Raw genomic sequence first — 21,759 nt, 5'->3', positions numbered from 1 at the left:
GCTTGATGGCAGGCTTTCCCCGTGGGAGCCTGCCTTGAATGCCCTGTGCCGGAACAGCGGGGGTCCAGGCCCCGGCGCTGCCGTAAACGCCCATAAGGAGAGCCCATGACCACGCAGAAGATCATCTGGACGGAGATCGACGAGGCGCCCGCGCTGGCGACCTATTCCCTGCTGCCGATCATCCAGGCCTTCACCAAGGGCACCGGCATCTCCGTCGAGACCTCGGACATCTCCCTGGCGGGCCGCATCCTGGCCAACTTCCCCGAGAACCTGACCCCGGCCCAGCGCGTCCCCGACAACCTGGCCGCCCTCGGTGCTCTGGCTCTGAAGCCCGAGGCCAACATCATCAAGCTCCCCAACATCAGCGCGTCCATCCCCCAGCTCAAGGCCGCCATCAAGGAGCTGCAGTCCCAGGGCTTCAACGTGCCGGACTACCCGGAGCAGCCCACTGAGGAAGTGGAGAAGGCCGTCCAGGCCCGCTACGCCAAGGTGCTGGGCAGTGCCGTGAACCCCGTGCTCCGCGAGGGCAACTCCGATCGCCGGGCTCCGCTGTCCGTCAAGAACTACGCGAAGAAGCACCCGCACAAGATGGCGCCCTGGAGCCCCGACTCCAAGGCCCGCGTGGTCCACATGACCGCCGGGGATTTCTACGGCAGCGAGACTTCCACCACCCTCGGCAAGGCCACGACCGCCCGCATCGAGTTCGTGGGGGCGGATGGCGCCGTGAAGGTCCTCAAGGACAAGCTGCCCCTCCAGGCCGGCGAGGTCCTCGACGCCTCCGTGATGAACGTCAAGGCCCTCCGCGCCTTCTACGCGGAGCAGATCGACGCGGCCAAGCGGGACGGCCTCCTGCTCTCCCTGCACCTGAAGGCCACCATGATGAAGATCTCCGATCCCGTCATGTTCGGCCACGCCGTGTCCGTCTTCTACCAGCCGGTCTTCGAGAAGCACAACGCCACCCTGCGGGAGCTGGGCGTGAACACCGCCAACGGGCTGGGTGATGTCTACGCGAAGATCCAGGCCCTGCCCGAGGCCCAGCGCGCGGCCATCGAGGCGGACATCCAGGCGGTCTACGCCACCCACCCGGCCCTGGCCATGGTGGACTCCGACAAGGGCATCACCAACCTGCACGTGCCCAACGATGTCATCGTGGACGCCTCCATGCCCGTGGTGGTGCGCGACGGGGGCAAGATGTGGGGCGCCGACGGCAAGCTCCACGACACCCTGGCCATGATCCCGGACCGCTGCTACGCCACGATGTACAAGACCGTCATCGAGGACTGCCAGAAGCACGGCGCCTTCGATCCCGCCACCATCGGCAGCGTGCCCAACGTGGGCCTCATGGCGCAGAAGGCCGAGGAGTACGGCTCCCACGACAAGACCTTCTTCGCCCCGGCCGCCGGGACCATCCGCATCGTGGACGAGTCCGGCGCCACCCTGCTCTCCCAGAAGGTGGAGGAGGGCGACATCTTCCGCGGCTGCCAGGCCAAGGACGCCCCCATCCAGGACTGGGTCAAGCTGGCCGTCACCCGCGCCCGCCTGACCGGCGCCCCCGCCATCTTCTGGCTGGACAAGGCCCGGGCCCATGACGCGCAGATGATCGCCAAGGTGGAGACCTACCTCAAGAACCACGACACCAAGGGCCTGGACATCCGCATCCTGTCTCCGGACGAGGCCATGAAGGTGTCCTGCGAGCGCATCCGGAAGGGCCTCGACACGATCTCCGTCACCGGCAACGTCCTGCGCGACTACCTCACCGACCTGTTCCCCATCATCGAGCTGGGCACCAGTGCCAAGATGCTCTCCATCGTGCCCCTGCTGGGCGGTGGCGGCCTCTTCGAGACCGGCGCGGGCGGCTCCGCCCCCAAGCACGTGCAGCAGTTCCAGAAGGAGGGCTACCTGCGCTGGGATTCGCTGGGCGAGTTCTCGGCCTTCTGCGCCTCTCTGGAGCATGTGGCCAACGCCTTCAAGAACGCCAAGGCCGGTGTGCTGGCGGAGACGCTGGACCAGGCCATCGCCAAGTTCCTCGACAACGACAAGTCCCCCGCCCGCAAGGTGGGCCAGATCGACAACCGTGGCAGCCATTTCTACCTGGCCCTGTACTGGGCCCAGGCCCTGGCGGCCCAGGCGAAGGATGCCGAGCTCCAGGCCCGGTTCGCCAAGGTGGCAAAGCAGCTAGGCGACAGCGAGGCGAAGATCAACGAGGAGCTGATCGCGGCCCAGGGCAAGCCCGTGGACATGGGCGGCTACTACCACCCCGACAAGGCCAAGACCGGCTCCGCCATGCGGCCCAGCGCCACCTTGAACGCCATCATCGACGCCATGGCCTGATCCAGTCCGGAACAACCGAAGGCGCCTTGCGGGTGTCGGGATGCATAGTGTCCCGGCACCCGCAGGCTTTTCGGCCAAAACTCAGGTGTGGGGCGAAGCTGGCCGTCAAGCCGGATATGACGAGTTCGCCCATCCCCGAGTCAACCCCGCGCCCTCCATCCCGAAGGCGCGCCAGGCCTAGTCTCGCGCGTGGCGCCGCGCGTGGTGCCGCCCCAGGCGTACCTGGTGGATCCGTCGCCTGAACTCGACTGGCCTGGATGCTGGCAGGGCACGCATAGCCCATTCATGCGATCGCCCCAGGAAGAAAATTGCCGGGCATCGAGCCTCTTAGGCAATTACCGCACTCAGTATAAATTTCCCATGAATATTCACTATTTATTTATGCAACCCTAACAGAAACACATCGGGTCTGAGATGTGGGAGCCACGTGGCACCCCCGCTCATGTCCATCCCTCTAAACACCTCAAGGAGCCACACATGCACACCCTCTCCCGTATCTTCGCGGGCGCCCTTCTTCTGGCCGCGCCGGCCGCCTTCGCGCAGTCCGCCACCGCCACGGCGTCCAATGTCCCCGCCTCGGCCCGCATCTACGTGCCGATCTCGGTGAGCCTCACCAATGGCGGCCTGAGCTTCGGCGACATCTTCGCAAGCACCACTGGTGGCGACGTGACGCTGGACCCCCAGAACAACACCCGCACGAGCACCAATCCGACCCTGGGCACCACCGGCTCCGTCAGCGCCGCGGAATTCAAGGTGACCGGGAAGCGCAGCGCCACCTATGCCATCACCCTCCCGGCCGACGGCACCGTGACGCTGACCGGCTCCGGCACCCCCATGCCCGTGAGCAAGTTCACCGCCTCCGTCGCGGGCGCCGCCGCCACGACCACGGCCACCGGCCTGCTCCCCTCCGCGGCCAACGCCTCGCAGACCTTTACGGTGGGCGGCACCCTGACCCTCGGCGCCAATCAGACCGATGGCGACTACGCCGGCACCTTCAATGTCACGGTCGCCTATAACTGAGGCCCGCTGATCCGCTGGTCCACCCAGGGCGTACCCGCGCCCTGGGTTTTCTCCGTACTTGAGGTCTCATGCTTCATCTCCGCTCCCGGGTCATCTCCAGCCTGTTCCTCGGCCTGCTCGCGCTCGGTCTTCCGGCCCAGACGCCACCCCCGCCAGCCGACGGGGGCATCGGTGACCTCCTGGTGGCCCCGACCCGGGTGGTGTTCGAGGAGCGCAAGCGGAGTGCCGAGCTGAACCTCTCGAACATCGGGCAGGCCCGGGCCACCTTCCGGATTTCCCTGGTGCGCATGGAGATGGACGAGATGGGCGGCATCAAGGAGCTGCCGTTCGACCCGGGCACCGAGAACCTCCGGCCGCTGTTCCGCTTCTCCCCCCGGCAGGTGACCCTCGACCCCCGGGAATCCCAGACCGTGCGCATCCAGGTGCGCAAGCCGGCCCAGCTGCCCGAGGGGGAATACCGCCTGCACATGACCTTCCGGGCGGTACCTCCGGACGCTCCCGTGCCCGCGCCCCAGGCCGTGGCGGAGGCGCCCAAGGGAATCGCCATCAAGCTCACGCCCGTCTATGGAATCGCCATCCCCCTCATCGTGCGACACGGCAAGACGTCCGCCAGCATATCCATCACCGCGCCCACCTTCGACGCCAAGGGCGGCGTGCTGCGCTTCCGCCTGGACCGCAGCGGCAACCAGTCGGTCTACGGCGACCTCAAAGCCACGCTCCTCCCGGCCGCCGGAGCCCCGGAAGTCCTGGCGGAAGCCTCAGGCCTGGCCGTATACACCCCGAACTCCGGCCGGACCGTCACCCTGCCCATCCGGAGTGGCCAGCCCATCCCTCCCGGCAGCCGGATCCGCATCGCCTACTCCCAGCCCGTTCTGGATGGCGGCCGCCTGCTCGCGGAAACCGTCATGACGACCCCCTGAATGGGCCGTCCCGCCGTCCGCAAGGCCCTCCTGGGCCCGGCCCTCTTGGGGGTGGCGGCCATGCTGCATGCCGGAGGCCTGGCTCCCGCAGACACCACCGCCCTGCCGGGGATGCTCGTGAACCGCTCCGAGGAGGAGGTCTTCCTCTTCGCCCTGCGTCTGGACCAGTCGACCGTCAGCAGCACCTTCCCTGGATTTCCCGCGAAGGACGGCGTGCTGGTGCCCCTGGGGGAGCTGTGCCGCCTGCTGGACCTGGCCATCGAGGTCGATCCCAACCGCGGCCGGGCCTCGGGCTTCTTCATCAACGAGAAGCGCCGCTTCGACCTGGACGTCGTGGCGGGGACGGCGGTGGTGGAGGGCCGAAGCCTGCCGCTCGACCGGTCCTTGATGGAACTCCACGCGGATGACATCTACGTGGACACGCGCCTCCTCGCCACGTGGCTGCCCCTGGATTTCCAGGTCGTCCTCCGCAGCTCATCCATCGCCGTGTCGCCCCGGGAACCCCTTCCCATCCAGGAGCGTTGGAAGCGGGAGCGCATGGTCGGCCGGTTCCGTCCTTCGGAGGGCCCGAAGGTCTTCCCGCGATCGCCGGATCCCTACCGCATCCTCGAAGTGCCGATGGTGGACGAGACACTGCGCTTGACGGCCCAGACGTCGCCCGATGCGGATCGGCACATCCGGGCCCAGAGCACCACGTTCGCCGCGGGGGATTTCCTCGGGCTGTCTTCGAACCTCTACGCGATCCTCGATACCGAGAGCGGCCTCTCAGAGTTCCGGATGGCCATGGGCCGCCGCGATCCCCACGCGGGCCTGCTCGGCCCGCTCAAGGCGACGGAGTTCGCTTTCGGGGAAGTGCTCGATCCGGGCCTGAGCCTGCTCACCCTGCCCATGGCGGGCACGGGAGCCCTGCTCACCAACTATCCTCTCCAGCGGGAAAACGCCTTCGACCGCCATTCCTTCCAGGGGAACCTGTCGCCGGGCTGGCAGGTGGAACTCTACCGGAACCAGGCTCTCCTGGGTTTCCAGGCCTCCCGCCCCGATGGCCGCTATGAATTCCTGAATGTGCCGCTCTACTTCGGCTGGAACGATTTCCGCCTGGTGTTCTATGGCCCCCAGGGGCAGCGCCGCGAGGAAGTCGTGCGCTTCGATGTGAGCGAGAACCAGACACCGGAGGGCGAGTTCCAGTACCGGCTGGTGGGTGTGGATCCCCGCCAGGCTGGAAAGCGGGGCCAGGTCGAAGGACGCTACGGCCTCTCCCGGCAGTTCACGGCCGGCTTCTCCCTGTCCGGCCTGGACCTGGACGGGCGCCATCACGCCTACCGCGGAATCGATCTTCAGGGGTTCTGGAAGCCTCTGTCGGCGACCTTCAGCGCGGTCAGCGACCAGCTCGGAGGCAGCGTCGCCCAGCTGGGTCTCCGGAGCCGCCTGGGCTCAACCAGCCTCACGGTCAAGCATGCGCAACTCCAGGATGGCTTCTCCAGCGAGGTGTTCCGGCCCATCTACGGCCCGATCCGGAGCCGCAGCGGCCTGGAGACCTCCTCCCTGCTGCCCAGCCTGGAGCGCAGCCTCGTCACGCTGGACCTCGGCGCCGCCCGGGACCGGCTCCTCGCGGGCGGCAGCATCGATCGTCTCTACAACCGCCTCTCCACCTCCTTCCAGGGGTACTTTCTCTCCAACGAGATCACCCTCACCCGGGGCCTGGACACGGCGACGCCCTTCCCCGCGACCACCATCGGCGACTTTCTCGCCAGCAAGTTCTTCCGGACCTTCTCGCTGCGGGCGCAGGCGAACTATCAATTGGGCGGCGGCGCCCGGCGCTTGAATGCCCTGTCCACCTTCCTGGAAACGCCGGTCTTCATCCCCTTCAACCTCCGGGCCGGGCTCACGCACTCGGTGGCATCCAACGACACCCTGGTGCAGCTCGGGGCCTACAAGACCCAGGGCACCTATGCCCTCAGCGTGGAATTGGGCTACTCCACCCGCAGCCGCCTGTCCCTGGACCTCACCTTCCGGGTGGGCCTGGCCAGGGAACCCCGGAACGGCCGGGTCCACACGCAGGCTCAGAGCATCGCCGCCCATGGCGCCGTCTCCGCCCGCGCCTTCCTGGATGCCAATGGGAATGGCGTGATGGATGCCGATGAGAAGCCCCTCCAGGGAGTCGGCTTCCTGGCGAACGGCGCGTCTCAGCCAGCCAGCACGGACACGAAGGGCGTGGCCTTCCTCACCAACCTCTCCGGCGATCTCGACGCCAACCTGTCCGCCAACTCCACCACCCTTGAAGATCCGTTCATGCGACCCCAGGGCCCGGGCCTGCGCATCACCCCGCGCCAGGGCCATGTGGCCCGGATCGAGGTCCCCGTGGTGCTGTTCGGCGAGGTCACGGGAACGGCCTATCTGAAGCGTGATGGCGCCTCCGGGGAGCTTCCCGGCCTGCTCCTGGAGCTCGTGGACAGCCAGGGCAAACCCATCAAGACCACCCGGACGGCCTTCGACGGTTTCTACACCCTGTCCGATCTCCCGCCCGGCACCTACCAGCTCCGGGTGCCGGACGCCGAGATCCAGCGCTTCGGGCTCTCGAAACTGCCGCCCATCCCTGTGGTCGTGACCTCCGAGGGCACGGTCGTGGACGGCCTCGATCTCCTGCTCACCCCAGACCGCTCCAACCCGCCCCTTCCGGGACAGGACGGCCGGAAAGAAGATCAACCATGAGCTTCTCCGCCCTCTCAGCGCTCTCCCGACGGTTCTGCCTGGCGATTCTGGCGGTCGCGTCGCTCCCCGCCTTCAGCCAGGCCTGGGTGCCGATCATCAACAAGTACTCGGACATCTCGTTGGGCTATGTCATCCCCAGCGCCTTCGGGGGGACGGCGGTGCTCAGTTCGCCATCCGGGAACCGGAGCGCCTCGGGTGGCACCGCCCTGGGTTCCTCCGCTGGCGTCAGCCTGGGCAGCTTCACCCTGACCGGCAAGGTGGGCGACAGCTGGTTCGCCTCGGCGGGCAGCCCCGTTCCCTTCCCCCTCGTGGGACCGGGCGGCGCGACAGTGGTCGTCACGGCCGTGGACTGCCAGCCCGCCACCAGCGGCACCTTCCCTTCCACGGGCACCACGGGCTACTACTACCTGGGCGCCACCGTCTCCGTCGGCTCGAACGTCGCCACGCCGGCGGGAACCTACTCCGGCAGCTACACCCTGAATGTGATGGACCCCTTCAAGGGAGCCGTCACCCCCATGACCTTCTCGGTGCAGATCCAGGTCGCGCCCGTCATCAGCCTCGCGGAGCTCACGGGGCTGCGGTTCGGGGCGGTCTTCACGAGCCCGGCTCCGGGAACGGTGGTGCTCAGCCCCGCCGGCACGCTCAGCACGACGGGCGGCGTGAGCCTGGGTTCCCAGCTGCCGGTCGGACCCGCCACTTTCTCCGTGACCGGAGCCGCCAACGCCACCTACGCCATCACCCTCCCGGGCAGCGTCGTCCTCAGCTCTCCGGATGGGACCCTCACGATCACCGCCTTCACGAGTTCTCCCGGCCCGACGGGGCGTCTGGATCCCACCGGGCGGCAGACGCTGAGCGTGGGCGGCACGCTGAACGTGTCCGCCAATCAGCCCGACGGAGACTACGCCGGAACCTTCAGCGTGACGGTGGCCTACAACTGATCTAGAGAGAGCCGGCCTGGATCGGCGCCCCGAAGGCGTCCCGGATCGTCAGGACTCCCCTCGCATGGCGGATCTCGCGAGCGAGGAACCGCTGCCGACCCTCGACCACGCTCCGGGACGCGAGAACCTCGAGAGGGGTTCCCGCTTCGAACAGGTTCGACGTGTTCCACCCGCCGGTGTCCACCCACAGAACTCCGGCCGCCAGGCGGATCCGGAGCGACCGGCCCTCCCAGCCATCGACCACGCCGTGGATGGTCACTTCCGTGGAAAGGTCATAATCCGCCGCTTCGCGAGGACGGATCCGGACGGTGCAGGTGGCGCTGCTCGTGCTCTGGGCCATGACCACGACTTCCGAGCCACAGGCCAGGGCCAGCAGGAGCCCCAGGCGGCAGGTCGATCGGAAGGTTCCAAGGCGGCCCATCGGGCGCTCCTCGCAGGTGGTCAACCTTCTTTTCGACCCTGCGGAAGGCCGCGATAACACCCCCGAATAAAAAAAGATGGGGCCAGCCGAGGCCGGCTGCCCAGGGGTACATCCATTTTAAAATGATGTTATTAAATACATTACAAGCAATTTGATCGCGCGACAGGCTGTTCCGGCCCTAGCTTTGACGACCTGGCTATCAGCTAATCCGCAGCCGGTACCGGAGGGCTGGGGTCTGGTGGAGCGGCCGGTTCCGTTCCCTGCCACGCACGGTCAGAACAGCCCCACCACGCGGCCCGTATCCGGATCGATGTCCACATCATAGAAGCCGGGCCTCGTGGGGAGGCCGGGCATGGTGGCCATCTTGCCCAGCAGCGGGTAGAGGAATCCGGCTCCGGCGCTGAGGCGGACATCCCTGACCGGGATGCGGAAGCCCGTGGGGACGCCCTTCAGGGCCGGGTCATGGCTCAGGCTCAGGTGGGTCTTGGCCATGCAGATGGGCAGGCGGTCGTAGCCGAGCCGCGTGTAGGCTTCGATCTTCGCTTCGGCCTCCGGCGTGTAGTCCACGCCGTCGGCACCATAGACCTCCGTGGCGATGGCCTCGATCTTCTGCTTGATGGGTTCGTCCACGCCGTAGAGGAAACGGAACTCCGAAGACCGCTCGCAGACGCGCATGACGGCCCGACCCAGATCCAGGGCCCCTTCCCCGCCCAGGGCCCAGTTCCGGCAGACCACCGCATCCTCCGCGCCGCTCTCCAGCGAGGCCCGGCGCACCAGGTCCAGTTCCGCGGGGCTGTCCGTGGCGAAGCCGTTCACCGCCACCACCACGGGCACACCGAACTTCCGTGCGATGCGGATGTGGTGCAGCAGGTTCGGCAGCCCCTGGCGGAGCAGATCGAGATTCTCATCCACGTAGACCGGATCCAGCGGCTTCCCCGCCACCACCTTGGGCCCGCCGCCGTGCATCTTGAGGGCGCGCACGGTGGCCACCAGCACCACGGCGTCGGGCTTCAACCCCGAAACGCGACATTTGATGTCGAAGAACTTCTCCATGCCCATGTCGGCGCCGAAGCCCGATTCGGTGACCACGTAGTCCGCCAGCTTGAGGGCGATCTGATCGGCCAGGATGGAGCTGTTTCCGTGCGCGATATTGGCGAAGGGGCCCGCATGCACGAACACGGGCGTGCCCTCGAGCGTCTGCATGAGGTTCGGCTTCAGCGCGTCCTTCATGAGCACGGTCATGGCGCCGGCCACGCCCAGATCCTCCGCGGTCACCGCGTGCCCCTGGCGATCGAGGCCCACCACCATGCTTCCAAGCCTGCGCCGCATGTCCTGGAGACCCGTGGTGAGGGCCAGGACGGCCATGATCTCGCTGGCCACAGAGATGTCGAAGCCCGTTTCGCGGGCGAAGCCCTGCTCTTCCTCGCCCCGCCCCACGGTCACGCCTCGCAGGAACCGGTCGCTGGTGTCCAGGATGCGGCGCCAGGTGATGGCGGCGGGGTCCAGGTCCAGCCGGCAGACGCGACGGCGCTCCTCCGGGGTGAAATCATCGGGATTCCCCTTGGTGATGCCCAGCCTCGCGCACCGCAGCTGGAGCGACCGCGGGAACTTCCTTCCGGATTTTCCCGCCGGGAAAATCCGCTCGAACAGCTGCTCGTCCGAAGCACCGGCTTCATGGAGGATGCGGGCGTCGATGGCGGCCGCGCACAGGTTGTGGGCCGCGGTGATGGCGTGGATGTCCCCGGTGAGGTGGAGGTTGAAGTCCTCCATGGGGACCACCTGGCTGTAGCCGCCGCCGGCGGCTCCGCCCTTGATGCCGAAGGTGGGGCCCTGGCTTGGCTGGCGGATGCAGGTCACCACTCGCTGGCCCAGGTGGGCGCCCAGGGCCTGGCTGAGCCCCACCGTGACCGTGGTCTTCCCTTCACCCAACGGCGTCGGGGTGATGGCGGTGACGTCGATGTACTTGCCGTCCGGACGGCCCTTCAGGCGGTCCAGCACCTCCAGCCGCACCTTGGCCTTGGTGGGGCCGTAGAGCTCCAACTCGTCCGCCTCGAGGCCCAGCTCCGCGGCCATCTGGCTGATGGGCTTGAGGGTCGCCGCCTGGGCGATGTCCAGATCTGAGGGCACGGGGGTTCTGCGCTGCAGGGCCGTGGGCGTGAAGGGCCGCGTGACGGTGGTCATGCCGTCTCCTCGAAAAGATCCACTTCAACTATAAGTAAAAAACGACTGAACGGTCGCAATTGGATCGCCTTTGTTGATTCGCGTCACAGGCGCTCGCATGCTGGATCCATGCGTCGTCTGACCGGGGTCGCCACCCATCGCTTCAGGGAGAAGGCTTCGGTCTTCCTCACGGAGCTGCATCCCGCCTCTGACGCTGAAACCCGGGCTGTCGTGCTGGCCTTGCTTCGCAAGCGGGACTTCGACGCCACGCATCACTGCAGCGCCTGGCGGGAGGGCGTCCCGGTCGCAGCTTTCGGGGCCGATGATGACGGCGAACCCTCCGGCACGGCCGGGAAGCCCATGCTGGCCGTGCTGGAGGGAGCCGAGGCCACCGACCTCATCGCGGTCTGCATCCGCTGGTACGGGGGTACCAAGCTCGGCACCGGCGGTCTGGTGCGGGCCTATACGGAGGGCGTCCAGGGCGCCCTGGCCGAAGCCGAAGTCCGGGGCCTTTGGGAGGAGGTCCGGATTCTCCGCCACGGGGAGATCCGTGTCCCCGCGGCCCAGGCCCACCTGCCCTTCGCCCTGCTGGGGGCCTTCCCGGCCGCTTCCGTGACCGGCCAGACCTTCGAGGGAGACGCGGCCGTCCTCCGCTTCGAGTGCCCGCCGGACCTCTGTCCCGCCCTCGACCACGCCTGGCGGGAGCGCAGCCGGGGCGGGGCGATCGCCTGGGCTTGACCACTCGCCGATCCCCACCCGCCGTTCACCGATCCCGGCCCGGTTTCCTGTCAGGACGCCCGTAGCTTGGTCATGCGGAAGGAGGTGCCCATGATCCAGCTGGGATGGTTCATCGACAGCCCCTGGTGGTGGCTGGCCCTGTGGCTGCCCACGCTCGCCTTCAGCTTTTCCGCGGGTTCCGGCCGAAAGGAGCGCCACCCATGAACGTCCAGGATCGTCCCCCTGTCTTTTCCGTGAAGCTGGTCCTCGGCCTGGTGGTCATCGTGGCCGGCCTGATCCTCCTGGTGGACAGCCTCCACTGGTTCGACGCCTGGCACCTGCTGGCCTGGTGGCCGCTGGCGGTGGCCGCCATTGGTCTCGCCCGCCTGGCCCAGGATGGCCCCCTCAGCCTCCGCGGCCACATCTGGCTGGGTTTCGCCGTCGCGGGTTTCATCTCCCAGTTCGGCCCCTGGGGGCTCCTGGAACGCTGGTGGCCGGTCTTCCTGGTGTGGGGCGGCCTCATCGTCACACTCCGCGCCCTGTTCCCCCAATGGAGCCCACCGCGCCGCAGCAGGCGCCGCCGGCCGTCGCCAACCGAGCCCGATTCCTGTGATCCTGATTCCGGATCCACGCAGGTGAACCCATGAACGCCGCCGACGACACCCGGACTCCGAGTCCGTTCAGCCCCAAGTTGGTGCTGGGCGTCGCCATCATCGTGGCGGGCCTCGTGCTCACCCTGGACAACCTCGGCCTCGTCCAGGCCCACACCCTCTTCAAGCTCTGGCCGCTGGCGCTGGTGGCCGTGGGCATCGCCAAGATCCGCCAGGACCGGCAGGGCAGCAGCACGGGCGGATGGTTCCTCGTGCTGGGCGGTGCCTTCCTGCTGCTCTTCACCTTCGGCCACGGCCACCTGGCGGATGCGCTTGGTCCCATGCTGGTGGTGGCCCTCGGCATCCTCATCGTCACCAAGGCTCTCAAGCAGAGCCGGGGCATCCCGCCCGAGCTGGCCCGCTCCGACGACTTCCTCCAGGGCACGGCCATCTTCGGCGGCTTCAAGCGGCGCGTGGTCACCCAGGCCTTCAAGGGGGGCGAGCTGACGGCCATCTTCGGTGGCTATGAAGTGGATCTCCGCCAGGCCGCCATCGAGAACGGCCAGGCCCGCATCGACGTCTTCGTGCTCTTCGGCGGCGGGGAGATCCGTGTGCCGGACGGGTGGGAGGTGGTCCATCGCGCGACGGCCATCGCCGGCGCCCTCAACGACGGCACCCATCACGGGCCCGCCCCCGTGGAAGGCCGGCCCCGCCTGGTGATCACGGGGCTGATCCTCTTCGGCGGAACCGAGGTCAAGAGCTGATGCATCCCCTCCTGGCCAACCGGGCGCGTCTGGGGGCCTACCTCCTGGGGTGGGCCCCCATCGCCCTGCTGCTGATGGGGATCGCCCGGACCCAGAACTGGAGCTGGGCGGAGGGCGCCGCCCTGGCCCTGCCCCTCTGCCTGATCGCGGCCTTCCTCTTCCTGTCCGCCTGGTTTCTCTGCCGGGCGCTCCCGCTCGGCCAGCGGGTGGAGACGCTGGGCTCCCACGGAGCGGCCTGGAGCCTGGCGGCCGTGCTCATGGGCAGCATCTGGGCGGGGCTGGCCTGGCTGCTGGCCCGGGTCCTGGCCTGGATTCCCGGCCTTGGCGCCCTGCCCCGCCGCGTGGACATCGCCCTGCCCGTGCTCACGGGCCTGGGCATCCTGCTCTACCTGGCCTCCGTGGCCCTCAGCTACCTCATGCTGGCCCAGGAACGCGCCATGGAAGCCGAGCGGAAAGGAGCCGAGCTCCAGATCCTCGCCCAGGAATCGGAGCTGAAGGCCCTGCGGGCCCAGCTCAATCCCCACTTTCTGTTCAACAGCCTGAACTCCCTGTCGGCGCTGACCGCCGTGGATCCCGCACGGGCCCGGGAGATGTGCGTGCTGCTTTCGGATTTCCTCCGCCGCAGCCTGGGCCTGGGCGAGCGCCGCCAGGTGGCTCTGCGTGAGGAGCTCGATCTGGCGAGGGCCTACCTGGCCATCGAGCAGATCCGCTTCGGCACCCGTCTGAAGCTTGACTGGCGCATCGATCCCGCCGCTGAACCGGCGCTCCTGCCCACCTTGCTGCTGCAGCCGCTGGTGGAGAACGCCATCAAGCACGGCATCGCGGCGCTGCCTGAGGGCGGCACCCTGGCCGTGGCCGCGGAGGTGGTGGAAGGACACGTCCTGCTGAAGGTGGACAATCCACTGGATGCCGACGCTCCGGTCCCCCAGGGTCTGGGGCTCGGGTTGCGCCAGGTCCGCCAGCGCCTGCTGGGCCGCTTCGGGAACCGGGCCCGCTTCGAGGCCACGGCTCAGGACGGCCTCCACCGCGTCACGCTGGTCTTCCCTTTGGAGATGGAGCCATGAAAGCCCTGATCATCGACGACGAGGATCTCGCCCGTTCCGTGGTGCGCGAGCATCTGGCCGCCCACCCCGACGTGGAGGTGGTGGGTGAATGCGCCAACGGCTTCGAGGCATTGAAGGCCGCGGCCGAGCACCACCCCGACCTCGTCTTCCTGGACATCCAGATGCCCAAGCTGGACGGCTTCGAAGTGCTGGAGCTCCTGGAGGCGGAAGGGAAGCGTCCCGCCGTGGTCTTCGTCACCGCCTACGACCAGCACGCCATGCGCGCCTTCGAATCCCATGCGGTGGACTACCTGCTGAAGCCCTTCTCGAAGGAGCGCTTCGACGCGGCCCTGGCCAAAGCCCGGGCCCTGCAGGCGGCTCAGCCCGCGGTTCCGGCCCCGTCCGCGACGGACCTCGCCGCGGCGGCGCGCCAGGGGAGGCCCCTGGAACGCATCGTGGTGAAGGACGGCCCGAAGGTGACGGTGGTCCATCTGGACCGCCTGGATTGGATCCAGGCCCAGGACGACTACGTGCTCCTCCGCACCGAAGGCAGGAGCCTGCTCAAGCAGCAGACCCTCGCCAGCCTTGAATCCCAGCTCGATCCGAATCGCTTCATCCGCATCCACCGCAGCTACATCCTGAACCTCGACCGCCTCGTGCGGGTTGAGCAGGACAGCAAGGAGCACCGGGACGCGATCCTCCGCGACGGCACGACCCTCCCCATCAGCCGCGCAGGCTACCAGCGACTGCGGACCTTGTGGGAAGGAGCCTGAAGGGAATTGGCCCTCACACCGCGCCGTGCAGGCGGCAGGGGTGGTGATGGCAGTGCCCGCAGCGCCCTTCGCAGGGCAGCCCCGGCGCCAGATCCTCCTCATGGTCGACCGAGCCCTTCGCCCTGGGCTTGGGAGCCGGCAAGGGCACGATGCACTTGGCCACGCGGATGGTCGCCACAGCCGCCTTCCCGGGCCTAGGGGCCGGGGACTTCTTGCGGGAAGGGGCGGCAGGGGTCATGGAAGGCTCAGGCTTCCGGGCGCCTGAAGCTCTTCGCGACCTTCTGCATGAGCAGAGGGTCGCCCTCGATCTGGATCTTGCCGGTCATGAAAGCCTCCTGGGCGTTCAGCATTCCGGTGCTCATGGCAATGAAGTCGTCGGCCTTGGCTTTCAGGAGCGTATCACAGGGTTTCATCAGCCGGGGGAACACCATGCAGGCGCCATTCCGGATGAAAAGCGTGTAGCCCAGGTCATCAATCTGGTAACCCACGGCCGCTTCAAGATCTCCGGCTTTTTCGGCGTTGAAACGCTCAGGCATGGATTCCAGGAGCGCCTCCGCCGGGTTCACGGCGGCCTCGAAGTGGGCCGTGTAGGACGCCACCTGGCTCACGTCCCCCTTCACCGTGATGGAGCCACCGAGAAGGGCCGCCACCAGGTTCAGCTTGCCGACGTTGAGGGCCGCGAAGTCCGCGTCGGAGATGCCCAGCGCCGCGCCGCCCTCCACCTCGCCGGGCCGCACGGACAGCCCCTCGGGGCTGAAGTCCAGGCGGTAGGGAACGCCGTCCACCTTCACTTCCATGGTGCCGGTGGCGCCGCCCTTGTAGCGCTTGCGCAGCGTCGCCAGGGCCTTGCCTCCGGGCGTGTCGGGGAAGCTGATCTCGGGCTCCTGGGACCAGGTCTTCCACGCCTTTCGGAGAACGGTCATGTCGCCAGAGAAGCGGAGCTGGCCTCCCAGCAGGGCCGGACCGGGGTCGGCGATACCGCAGACCAGGGCGCGCACGGCCGCTTCGTCGCCGGCCACCTCGGCGCCGTCGCCCCAGCTCTCGCCGCCCACAGTCACCTTGATCCCGGCCCCGGCCAGCGCCAGCCGCGCCGGCACCAGGTCCTTCAGGGGCTTCACCGGGCCGCTCTCCTTCTGCGGCTTCTTGAAGAACTTCGGAAACTTCTGGAGCAGGCCCAGGTCGCCGGTGCCTTTGAGCTTGCCGGTCATGAAGGCCTGCATGGGATCCAGCTTGCCTTCGTTCAGGGCGATCCAGTCCTCGGCGCCGATCACCACCACGGAGGTGGCGTCGGGTTTGGCCTCCCGCTTCAGGGAGAAGGCCCCGTTCTCGATGAGGCACGTGTAGTCACCGCCGCCTTCGCCCGTCACCTGATAGTAGACGGAGACCGTGAGCCCCTGTGCCTTCTCAGGCAGGAAGAGTTCAGGCATGAGCGCAAAGATGCCATCCACCGTCAAAGCCATTTGATCACCTCGGAATGTGGGATCGAGCATGGCCGGGCCCTCGGACTTCATGCAACGGTTACCAGAGGTCAGGCTCCTTCAGATCTCTCTCAAGGCGCAAAAGGGGCCATCCGGCCCCTTTTGCGCCCGGATCGGAATGCCTCATCGCAACCGGAACGGCATGGTGAGCTTGAACCTCGCGGGCACAGGCTTGCCCTTCACCTTGACGGGTTCGAATTCCCAGATCTTGGCATAGCCCACGGCGCAGGCATGCAGTTCGGGAGGACCGGAAATGGCCTTGGCGTCTTGCACTTTGCCCTGGGCATCGATGACGACGACCACCACGACGGTGCCCTGGATGCGTTGGGCTTTGGCTTCGGGCGGATAGGCGGGTGCGTCGGGCTGATGCTTGACGCGGATCTTCTTGAAGTCCATCTCCACGGGATCCGAAACCCTCGTTGCAGGCTTCGGTGTGGTTGTGGCGGACAGCGTGGTGAGACCAAGGGCCGTCGCCAGCAGGAGGGCCGGGATGAACGCGGCCACAGGTGAGCCCGTGGCATGGGTGGGATGGGGACGGAGCAGTCGCTGAATGCGGAGCATGAGGTGGCCTCCACTGGCCGCGGGGGCCAGATCGGGAATCAGGTTCGATCGGGATCGGAGTTCCTCCAGCCCGACGAGGGCGGAGGCGTAGAGGATCGGATCACCGCAGGTGTTCACGGCTGCGTCATCGCAGCAGTGCTCACGCTCCTGGCGGATGCGCCGGGAGAGCCACCAGACGGCGGGGTGATAGAACAGCAGAGCTTCTGCAAGGGTCTGGACAAGGTTCGCAAGGAAATCGCCCCGTCGGACATGAGCCAGTTCATGGGCCAGGAGGGCTTCCAGCGCTTCGGGCGACAGAACCAGCAGGGCCGCGGCCGGAACAAGCACCACGGGTTTCAGCCAACCCAGCACCACGAGCGAATCCACCCGGTCGGACAACCCAAGACGGACCGGAATTTGGACGCGAGTGCGTGCCCTCAGGGCCTCGAATCGCGTCAGCCATTCGACGGGTGGCGGCTGAAGGCTGTTGAGACAGGGCCCGTAGAGCCAAGTCATGGCATGTCCCATCTGCACGAGCCTGAAGCTGAACCCCAAGAACCAGGCCAGAAACAGCCAAGGGATCCAGAGACCGAAAATGGCGTGCAGCCGGAACACCCAGCCCCCGAAGCTGCCTCCCTCGCCCATGGGGGTGATCAAGACGGCATTGGCCGTGGACAGGGGTTCCCCGCCGGCTGAGACCCAAATCAGGGTTCCCGCGAAGGTCAGAACCAGCAGACCCAGGGTGGTGAACGCGATGGCGTAGCGGAGTTCCGCGGACCGCCGCCGTGCCAGCCAGAGCGCTGTCGCCGCCAGCAGGACCAGTAGCAGGCCCTGCCAAAGGCTGTGGAGCAGCGCCCAGCCCATGGCCTGCAGCAAAGGGAAGGAGGATAGGTCGGTCATCGGATCCTCCCCTTGGCGTCATTCAACAGCTTGCGGATCTCCTCCAGTTCCTCGGCCGAGGCGGGCTCGGTTTCCAGGGCCTGGAGGACCAAGTCCCGGCGGTTGCCCGCGAAGGCCTTCTGCAGAAGTTCCTTCAACAGGCAGCGCTGGGTTTCGGCTTCCCCCTGGAGGGCCTGGTAGGTGTGGGAACGCGCGCGTTCGTCCCTCGCCACCAGGTCCTTCTCCACCATGATCTGCATGAGCTTCAGCACGGTGGTGTAGCCCATGTCCCGGTCCTTCGACAATTCGGTGTGCACATCCCGAACCGTCGAGGGTCCCCGCGACCACAGGACCCTGAGGATGGCGAGCTCGCCGTCGGAAGGACGGATGGGCGCGGTGGACACGGGGCCTCCAGGGGGTCTGGAGACAACATACGAACCGATTCGTAAGTTGTCAACGAACTGATTCGTACTTTCTGGGAGATGCCTTCAGGCGACAATCGTTCCATGCGGATCGCGGCCGTGGACGTCGGATCGAACTCCATCCACCTGGTGGTGGTGGAGGCGGATCCCATGGGCGGACAGCAGATCCTGGCCCGGGAAAAGGCCATGGTGCGGCTGGCCCGGGGCGAAGCGACCTCCGGCGAGATCGGTGCCGAAGCCTTCCGGGCCGGCCTCGACGCCCTGGCCCAGATGGCCAAGACCATTCGCGGCTTCGAGTGCGAGACCGTCATGGCTTGCGGCACGGCGGCCCTACGCGACGCGAAGAACGCCCAGGCCTTCGTCATGGAGGCGGAGAAGCTGGGCATCGCCATTCAGGTGATCTCTGGCGAGGAGGAGGCCCGGCTCATCCACCAGGCGGTCTCCCACGCCATCCCCTTCCCTCTGGAGCCCGTCACCCTGGTCGATATCGGCGGGGGCAGCACGGAGCTGACCTGGGTGCAGGCGGGGCGCGTGGCGGCCAGCATCTCCCTGCCCTGGGGGCTCCAGCGGCTGGCGGATGCCGCCCGGACCTCCGACCCTCCCTCCGCCCACGACCTCAAGCAACTCCGGAAGATGATCCGCCGCATCCTCAAGAAGGCCCGCAAGGACCTGCCCACCGAGCTGCCCGAGCCCACGCTCCTCCTCGGCACTTCCGGCACGCTGGAGGACCTCGCCCGGGGCTCTGACGACGGAATGGGCTTCACGGCGGAGCAGCTCCGCGCCTACGCCCTGAAGCTCTGGCGGGCGGACGCGCAGCAGCGCATTGACCGCCTGGACGTGGATCCCAAACGGGCCGAGGTGCTGCATGTGGGCGCCATCTGGGCCCTGTCCCTGATGGAATGGCTGGGCACGCCGCCCCTGCGCCATCTCGCCGTGGGCTTGCGGGAAGGCATGATCTGGGAGGCCCTCCAGCATGGCGGCGCGGCCATCCCGCCCCTGGCGGACCGCCGGCGGGCCTCCATCGAACAGCTGGCGGCGCGGCTGGACCCCGACCCCGGCCACAGCCGCCAGGTGGCCCGGCTGGCGGACCAGCTCTTCCTCGCGCTCCAACCACAATTCGAGCTGGGCGACACCGAACGCCAGTGGCTGGCCTTCGCGGCGCGCCTCCACGACATCGGCTTCTCCCTCTCCGAGAAGAATCACCACAAGCACGGCGAATACCTGGTGCGGAACGCCACCCTCCCAGGCTTCTGGCCCGAGGAGGTCGACCTGATGGCCCAGGTGGTGCGCTTTCACCGGGGCAAGCCGCCCCACCATGCCAAGCACGAGGCCTTCCGCGCCCTGCCGCCCTGGCGCCGCCAGGTCGTGCGCAAGCTGGCGGCCCTCCTGCGAGGGGCCGACGCCCTCGATCGCCGCCGTCGGCAGGCGGTGCGGGACCTTTCCGTGGTCATCGATGACGAGTCCCTGAAGGTGCGGCTGGACGCCGCCGGTGACGCGGATCCCGAGATGGAGGCCTTCCGGGAGAAATCCGCCCTCCTGGCCACCCTGCTGGACCGCAGGATCGAAGTCACCGTAGGCTGATTCCTCCATGACCCTCGACGAGCTGATCAACGACTGGAACGGACCGCTGGCGGGGGGGCGCGTTCCGGTCCTGCTGGACGAGACCCTGCGCGACGGGCTCCAGAGCCCCTCGGTGCGTGACCCGGACATCGCCGCCAAGCGCGACCTCATCCATCGCCTGGCGCGCCTCGGCGTGGACGCGGTGGACCTGGGCATGCCCGGCGCCGGCCCCAAAGCCCTGGCGGCGGTGCGGGCCCTCATGGTGGAGATCCGGGACCACCGCCTGCCCATCCACCCCCAGGTGGCGGTGCGGACCATGGAAGCGGATCTGGCCCAGGTGGCCGAGATCCAGCAACGCGTGGGCACCGCCCTGGAGGCCGGCGCTTTCCTGGGCTCCAGCCCCATCCGTATGGACGTGGAAGGCTGGGACCTGGCCTTCCTCGTGGACATGGCACGGAAGGCCGCCGCCTTCTGCCGCCGCCACGAGGTGCCTCTGATGATGGTGACCGAGGACAGCACCCGAGCCCGGCCCGACGTGCTCCGGGCCATCTACGGCGCCGCCCTGGAGGAGGGCGCCCAGTCCATCTGCCTGTCGGACACCTGCGGCCATGCCACGCCCGATGGCGCCCGGCGCCTGGTTCGCTTCATCAAGGACGAGGTCGTCAAGGACCGCTCCGTGCGCATCGACTGGCACGGCCACAACGACCGGGGCCTGGGTGTCGCCAACGCCATCGCCGCCTTCGAAGCCGGCGCAGACCGCCTGCACGGCACCATCCTGGGCATCGGCGAGCGCTGCGGCAACGTGGCCCTGGACCAGCTCATGATCAACCTCCATCTCATGGGCTTCCCCAAGGGGGATCTCTCGGACCTGCCGGCCCTGGCTGAGCGCGTGGCGGAGCTATGCGACGTGGAGATCCCGACCAACTATCCCGTGCTCGGCCGCGATGCCTTCCGCACGGGCACGGGCGTACATGCGGCGGCCATCGTGAAGGCCCTCCACCGGGGCGACGTGGAGCTGGCAGACACGGTCTACTCCGGCGTCCCCGCCGCTCTGGTGGGCCGCCGCCAGGAGATCGAGATCGGCCCCATGGCCGGCCACAGCAACGTGGTCTACTGGCTCGAGCTCAATGGCTACGACCCCAGCCCCGACCGGGTGGAGCGCATCCTCCAGGCCGCCAAGAACAGCCCGCGGATCCTCAGTGAGGGGGAGATCCGGGCGGTGTTGTAGGGGCCCTCCTCCCGACGATGAGCCGCGCCCGGGGTTGGGTCGTCAGGTAGGCCCACAGCCACTCGAAGAAGACGAACACGCGGCTGCGGAAATCCACGAGCAGCATGAGGTGGATGAAGAGCCAGGCCAGCCACGCGGGGTAGCCCGTGAAGCTCAGGCCGCCCACGCGGGCGACGGCGCGGCCGCGGCCCAGGGTCGCCATGCTGCCCTTGTCCCGGTAGCGGAAGGGCCGCCGGGGCTGGCCCGCCAAGGTGGCCAGGAGGTTGGCTGCGGCCCATTCCCCCTGCTGGATGGCCACAGGCGCCACACCGGGCAGCGGGCCCCCGGGGCCATGGGTGAAGGCGGCCAGGTCGCCCACCGCGAAGACCTCGGGATGGCCCGGGAGGCTGAGGTCCGGCTCCACGATCACCCGTCCGAGGCGGTCCACGGGCACGCCGAGGCCGGCGCCCAGGGGCACCGCGGCCACCCCCGCCGCCCACAGCACCGTCCGCGTGGGGATGCGCTCCCCGCCCAGCTGGACGGCCCGCTCATCGATGCCCGTGATGGGCTGGCCCAGGCGCACCTCGACGCCGATGCGCTCCAGGCTCTCCACCGCCTTCTCGGACAGCCCGACCCCGAGGTTCGCCAGGATCGCCGGCCCCGCCTCCACCAGGATGACCCGGGCGCGATCCGTGCGGATGCGCCGGAATTCCCGCGGAAGGGTCAACCGGGCCATCTCCTTCAGCGTGCCGGCCAGCTCCACGCCCGTGGGGCCCCCCCCGACGACGACGAAGGTCAGCCATTCGCGGCGGAGCTCCGGATCCTCCTCCTGCTCCGCCTGCTCGAAGCTGAGCAGGAAGCGCCGGCGGATCTCCAAAGCGTCCTCCAGGGTCTTGAGGCCCGGGGCCAGGCCCGCCCAGGCGTCCCGTCCGAAGTACGAGCTGCGGGAGCCCGCGGCGAGGATGAGGAAGTCATAGGACAGGCCCCTCCCGTCCGCCAGGAGGACCTGCCGAGTGCCGGGTTCCACGGAAACGACGTCCCCGAGCACCACCTCGGCATTGCCCTGCTCGCGGAGGATGTGGCGGATGGGGGCCGCGATGTCCGCCGGGGAGAGCGTGGCCGAGGCCACCTGGTAGAGGAGGGGCTGGAACAGGTGGTGGTTCTGGCGGTCCACCAGCACGACGCGGACCGCCGCCCCGGCGAGGGCCCGGGCGGCCCGCAGCCCCCCGAACCCGCCGCCGACGATGAGGACCGTGGGCCGGTCGAAGCCCTGATCCGCCACCGGCC

19 protein-coding genes are annotated in these 21,759 nt (G+C 68.1%); 12 read left to right on the top strand and 7 right to left on the bottom strand.

Features of this window, described 5'->3' with window-relative positions; translation table 11 throughout:
* Positions 1-105 precede the first annotated feature (105 nt).
* From MLE42_RS01875 to MLE42_RS01855, 5 genes are all read left to right on the top strand, one after another.
* Positions 106-2,331 carry an NADP-dependent isocitrate dehydrogenase gene (locus MLE42_RS01875; protein ID WP_243286178.1) on the top strand — a complete coding sequence of 742 codons (2,226 nt, stop codon included), beginning with the start codon at positions 106-108 and terminating at the stop codon, positions 2,329-2,331.
* A 477-nt stretch (positions 2,332-2,808) separates the two neighbouring features.
* Complete coding sequence (locus MLE42_RS01870) at positions 2,809-3,351, top strand: DUF4402 domain-containing protein (RefSeq protein WP_243286177.1); 543 nt, start codon at positions 2,809-2,811, stop codon at positions 3,349-3,351.
* Between the two features lie 68 nt (positions 3,352-3,419).
* Positions 3,420-4,271, top strand: coding sequence for a fimbria/pilus periplasmic chaperone (locus tag MLE42_RS01865; RefSeq protein ID WP_243286176.1), 852 nt, complete (start codon positions 3,420-3,422; stop codon positions 4,269-4,271).
* On the top strand, positions 4,272-6,980 hold the full coding sequence (locus MLE42_RS01860; RefSeq protein ID WP_243286175.1) for a carboxypeptidase-like regulatory domain-containing protein: 2,709 nt from the start codon (positions 4,272-4,274) through the stop codon (positions 6,978-6,980). It begins immediately after the preceding gene.
* Positions 6,977-7,918, top strand: a complete 942-nt coding sequence (locus tag MLE42_RS01855) for a DUF4402 domain-containing protein (RefSeq protein WP_243286174.1) — start codon at positions 6,977-6,979, stop codon at positions 7,916-7,918. The genes MLE42_RS01860 and MLE42_RS01855 overlap by 4 nt, the downstream gene beginning before the upstream one ends.
* A 1-nt stretch (position 7,919) precedes the next feature.
* On the opposite strand, the gene MLE42_RS01850 is transcribed toward MLE42_RS01855, so the two are convergent.
* Together MLE42_RS01850 and MLE42_RS01845 are read right to left on the bottom strand one after the other, a co-directional pair.
* Positions 7,920-8,339, bottom strand: a complete 420-nt coding sequence (locus MLE42_RS01850; protein ID WP_243286173.1) for a hypothetical protein — start codon at positions 8,337-8,339, stop codon at positions 7,920-7,922.
* Positions 8,340-8,612: 273 nt separating this feature from the next.
* Positions 8,613-10,520, bottom strand: coding sequence for a formate--tetrahydrofolate ligase (locus tag MLE42_RS01845; protein WP_243286172.1), 1,908 nt, complete (start codon positions 10,518-10,520; stop codon positions 8,613-8,615).
* Positions 10,521-10,628: 108 nt separating this feature from the next.
* Here MLE42_RS01845 and MLE42_RS01840 point away from each other — a divergent pair, with 108 nt between their 5' ends.
* The 5 genes from MLE42_RS01840 to MLE42_RS01820 all read left to right on the top strand — a co-directional run bounded on the left by MLE42_RS01840 (position 10,629) and on the right by MLE42_RS01820 (position 14,386).
* Positions 10,629-11,237: a YigZ family protein gene (locus tag MLE42_RS01840; RefSeq protein ID WP_243286171.1), complete on the top strand. Its 609-nt coding sequence runs from the start codon at positions 10,629-10,631 to the stop codon at positions 11,235-11,237.
* Positions 11,238-11,437: 200 nt separating this feature from the next.
* Positions 11,438-11,863 carry a LiaI-LiaF-like domain-containing protein gene (locus MLE42_RS01835; RefSeq protein ID WP_243286170.1) on the top strand — a complete coding sequence of 142 codons (426 nt, stop codon included), beginning with the start codon at positions 11,438-11,440 and terminating at the stop codon, positions 11,861-11,863.
* On the top strand, positions 11,860-12,570 hold the full coding sequence (locus tag MLE42_RS01830) for a LiaF transmembrane domain-containing protein (RefSeq protein WP_243286169.1): 711 nt from the start codon (positions 11,860-11,862) through the stop codon (positions 12,568-12,570). The genes MLE42_RS01835 and MLE42_RS01830 overlap by 4 nt, the downstream gene beginning before the upstream one ends.
* Positions 12,570-13,634 carry a sensor histidine kinase gene (locus MLE42_RS01825; RefSeq protein WP_243286168.1) on the top strand — a complete coding sequence of 355 codons (1,065 nt, stop codon included), beginning with the start codon at positions 12,570-12,572 and terminating at the stop codon, positions 13,632-13,634. Before MLE42_RS01830 ends, MLE42_RS01825 begins: the two co-directional genes overlap by 1 nt.
* On the top strand, positions 13,631-14,386 hold the full coding sequence (locus MLE42_RS01820) for a LytR/AlgR family response regulator transcription factor (RefSeq protein ID WP_243286167.1): 756 nt from the start codon (positions 13,631-13,633) through the stop codon (positions 14,384-14,386). The genes MLE42_RS01825 and MLE42_RS01820 overlap by 4 nt, the downstream gene beginning before the upstream one ends.
* Before the next feature lie 13 nt (positions 14,387-14,399).
* Here the strand turns inward: MLE42_RS01820 and MLE42_RS01815 are convergent, their stop codons facing one another.
* From MLE42_RS01815 to MLE42_RS01800, 4 genes are all read right to left on the bottom strand, one after another.
* Complete coding sequence (locus tag MLE42_RS01815; RefSeq protein WP_243286166.1) at positions 14,400-14,624, bottom strand: hypothetical protein; 225 nt, start codon at positions 14,622-14,624, stop codon at positions 14,400-14,402.
* A 7-nt stretch (positions 14,625-14,631) separates the two neighbouring features.
* Complete coding sequence (locus MLE42_RS01810) at positions 14,632-15,813, bottom strand: SCP2 sterol-binding domain-containing protein (RefSeq protein WP_243286165.1); 1,182 nt, start codon at positions 15,811-15,813, stop codon at positions 14,632-14,634.
* A 174-nt stretch (positions 15,814-15,987) separates the two neighbouring features.
* Entirely contained in the window at positions 15,988-17,304 is a 1,317-nt protein-coding gene (locus tag MLE42_RS01805) for a M56 family metallopeptidase (RefSeq protein ID WP_243286164.1), read from the bottom strand.
* The gene (locus tag MLE42_RS01800) at positions 17,301-17,687 is read right to left on the bottom strand and encodes a BlaI/MecI/CopY family transcriptional regulator (RefSeq protein ID WP_243286163.1); all 387 of its coding nucleotides are present in this window, start codon (positions 17,685-17,687) and stop codon (positions 17,301-17,303) included. The genes MLE42_RS01805 and MLE42_RS01800 overlap by 4 nt, the downstream gene beginning before the upstream one ends.
* 102 nt (positions 17,688-17,789) lie before the next feature.
* Between MLE42_RS01800 and MLE42_RS01795 the strand changes: the two genes are divergently transcribed.
* Positions 17,790-19,286: a Ppx/GppA phosphatase family protein gene (locus MLE42_RS01795; RefSeq protein WP_243286162.1), complete on the top strand. Its 1,497-nt coding sequence runs from the start codon at positions 17,790-17,792 to the stop codon at positions 19,284-19,286.
* 7 nt (positions 19,287-19,293) lie between these two features.
* Complete coding sequence (locus tag MLE42_RS01790; protein ID WP_243286161.1) at positions 19,294-20,493, top strand: LeuA family protein; 1,200 nt, start codon at positions 19,294-19,296, stop codon at positions 20,491-20,493.
* Here the strand turns inward: MLE42_RS01790 and MLE42_RS01785 are convergent.
* Positions 20,462-21,754 carry an NAD(P)/FAD-dependent oxidoreductase gene (locus MLE42_RS01785; RefSeq protein ID WP_243286160.1) on the bottom strand — a complete coding sequence of 431 codons (1,293 nt, stop codon included), beginning with the start codon at positions 21,752-21,754 and terminating at the stop codon, positions 20,462-20,464. The genes MLE42_RS01790 and MLE42_RS01785 overlap by 32 nt on opposite strands.
* Positions 21,755-21,759: the final 5 nt, after the last annotated feature.

The organism is Geothrix terrae (assembly GCF_022808775.1).
In the GTDB taxonomy this organism is placed as follows: domain Bacteria; phylum Acidobacteriota; class Holophagae; order Holophagales; family Holophagaceae; genus Geothrix; species Geothrix terrae.
Note: the sequence above shows the minus strand (reverse complement) of the source record. Positions and strands in the feature narration are given on the sequence as shown.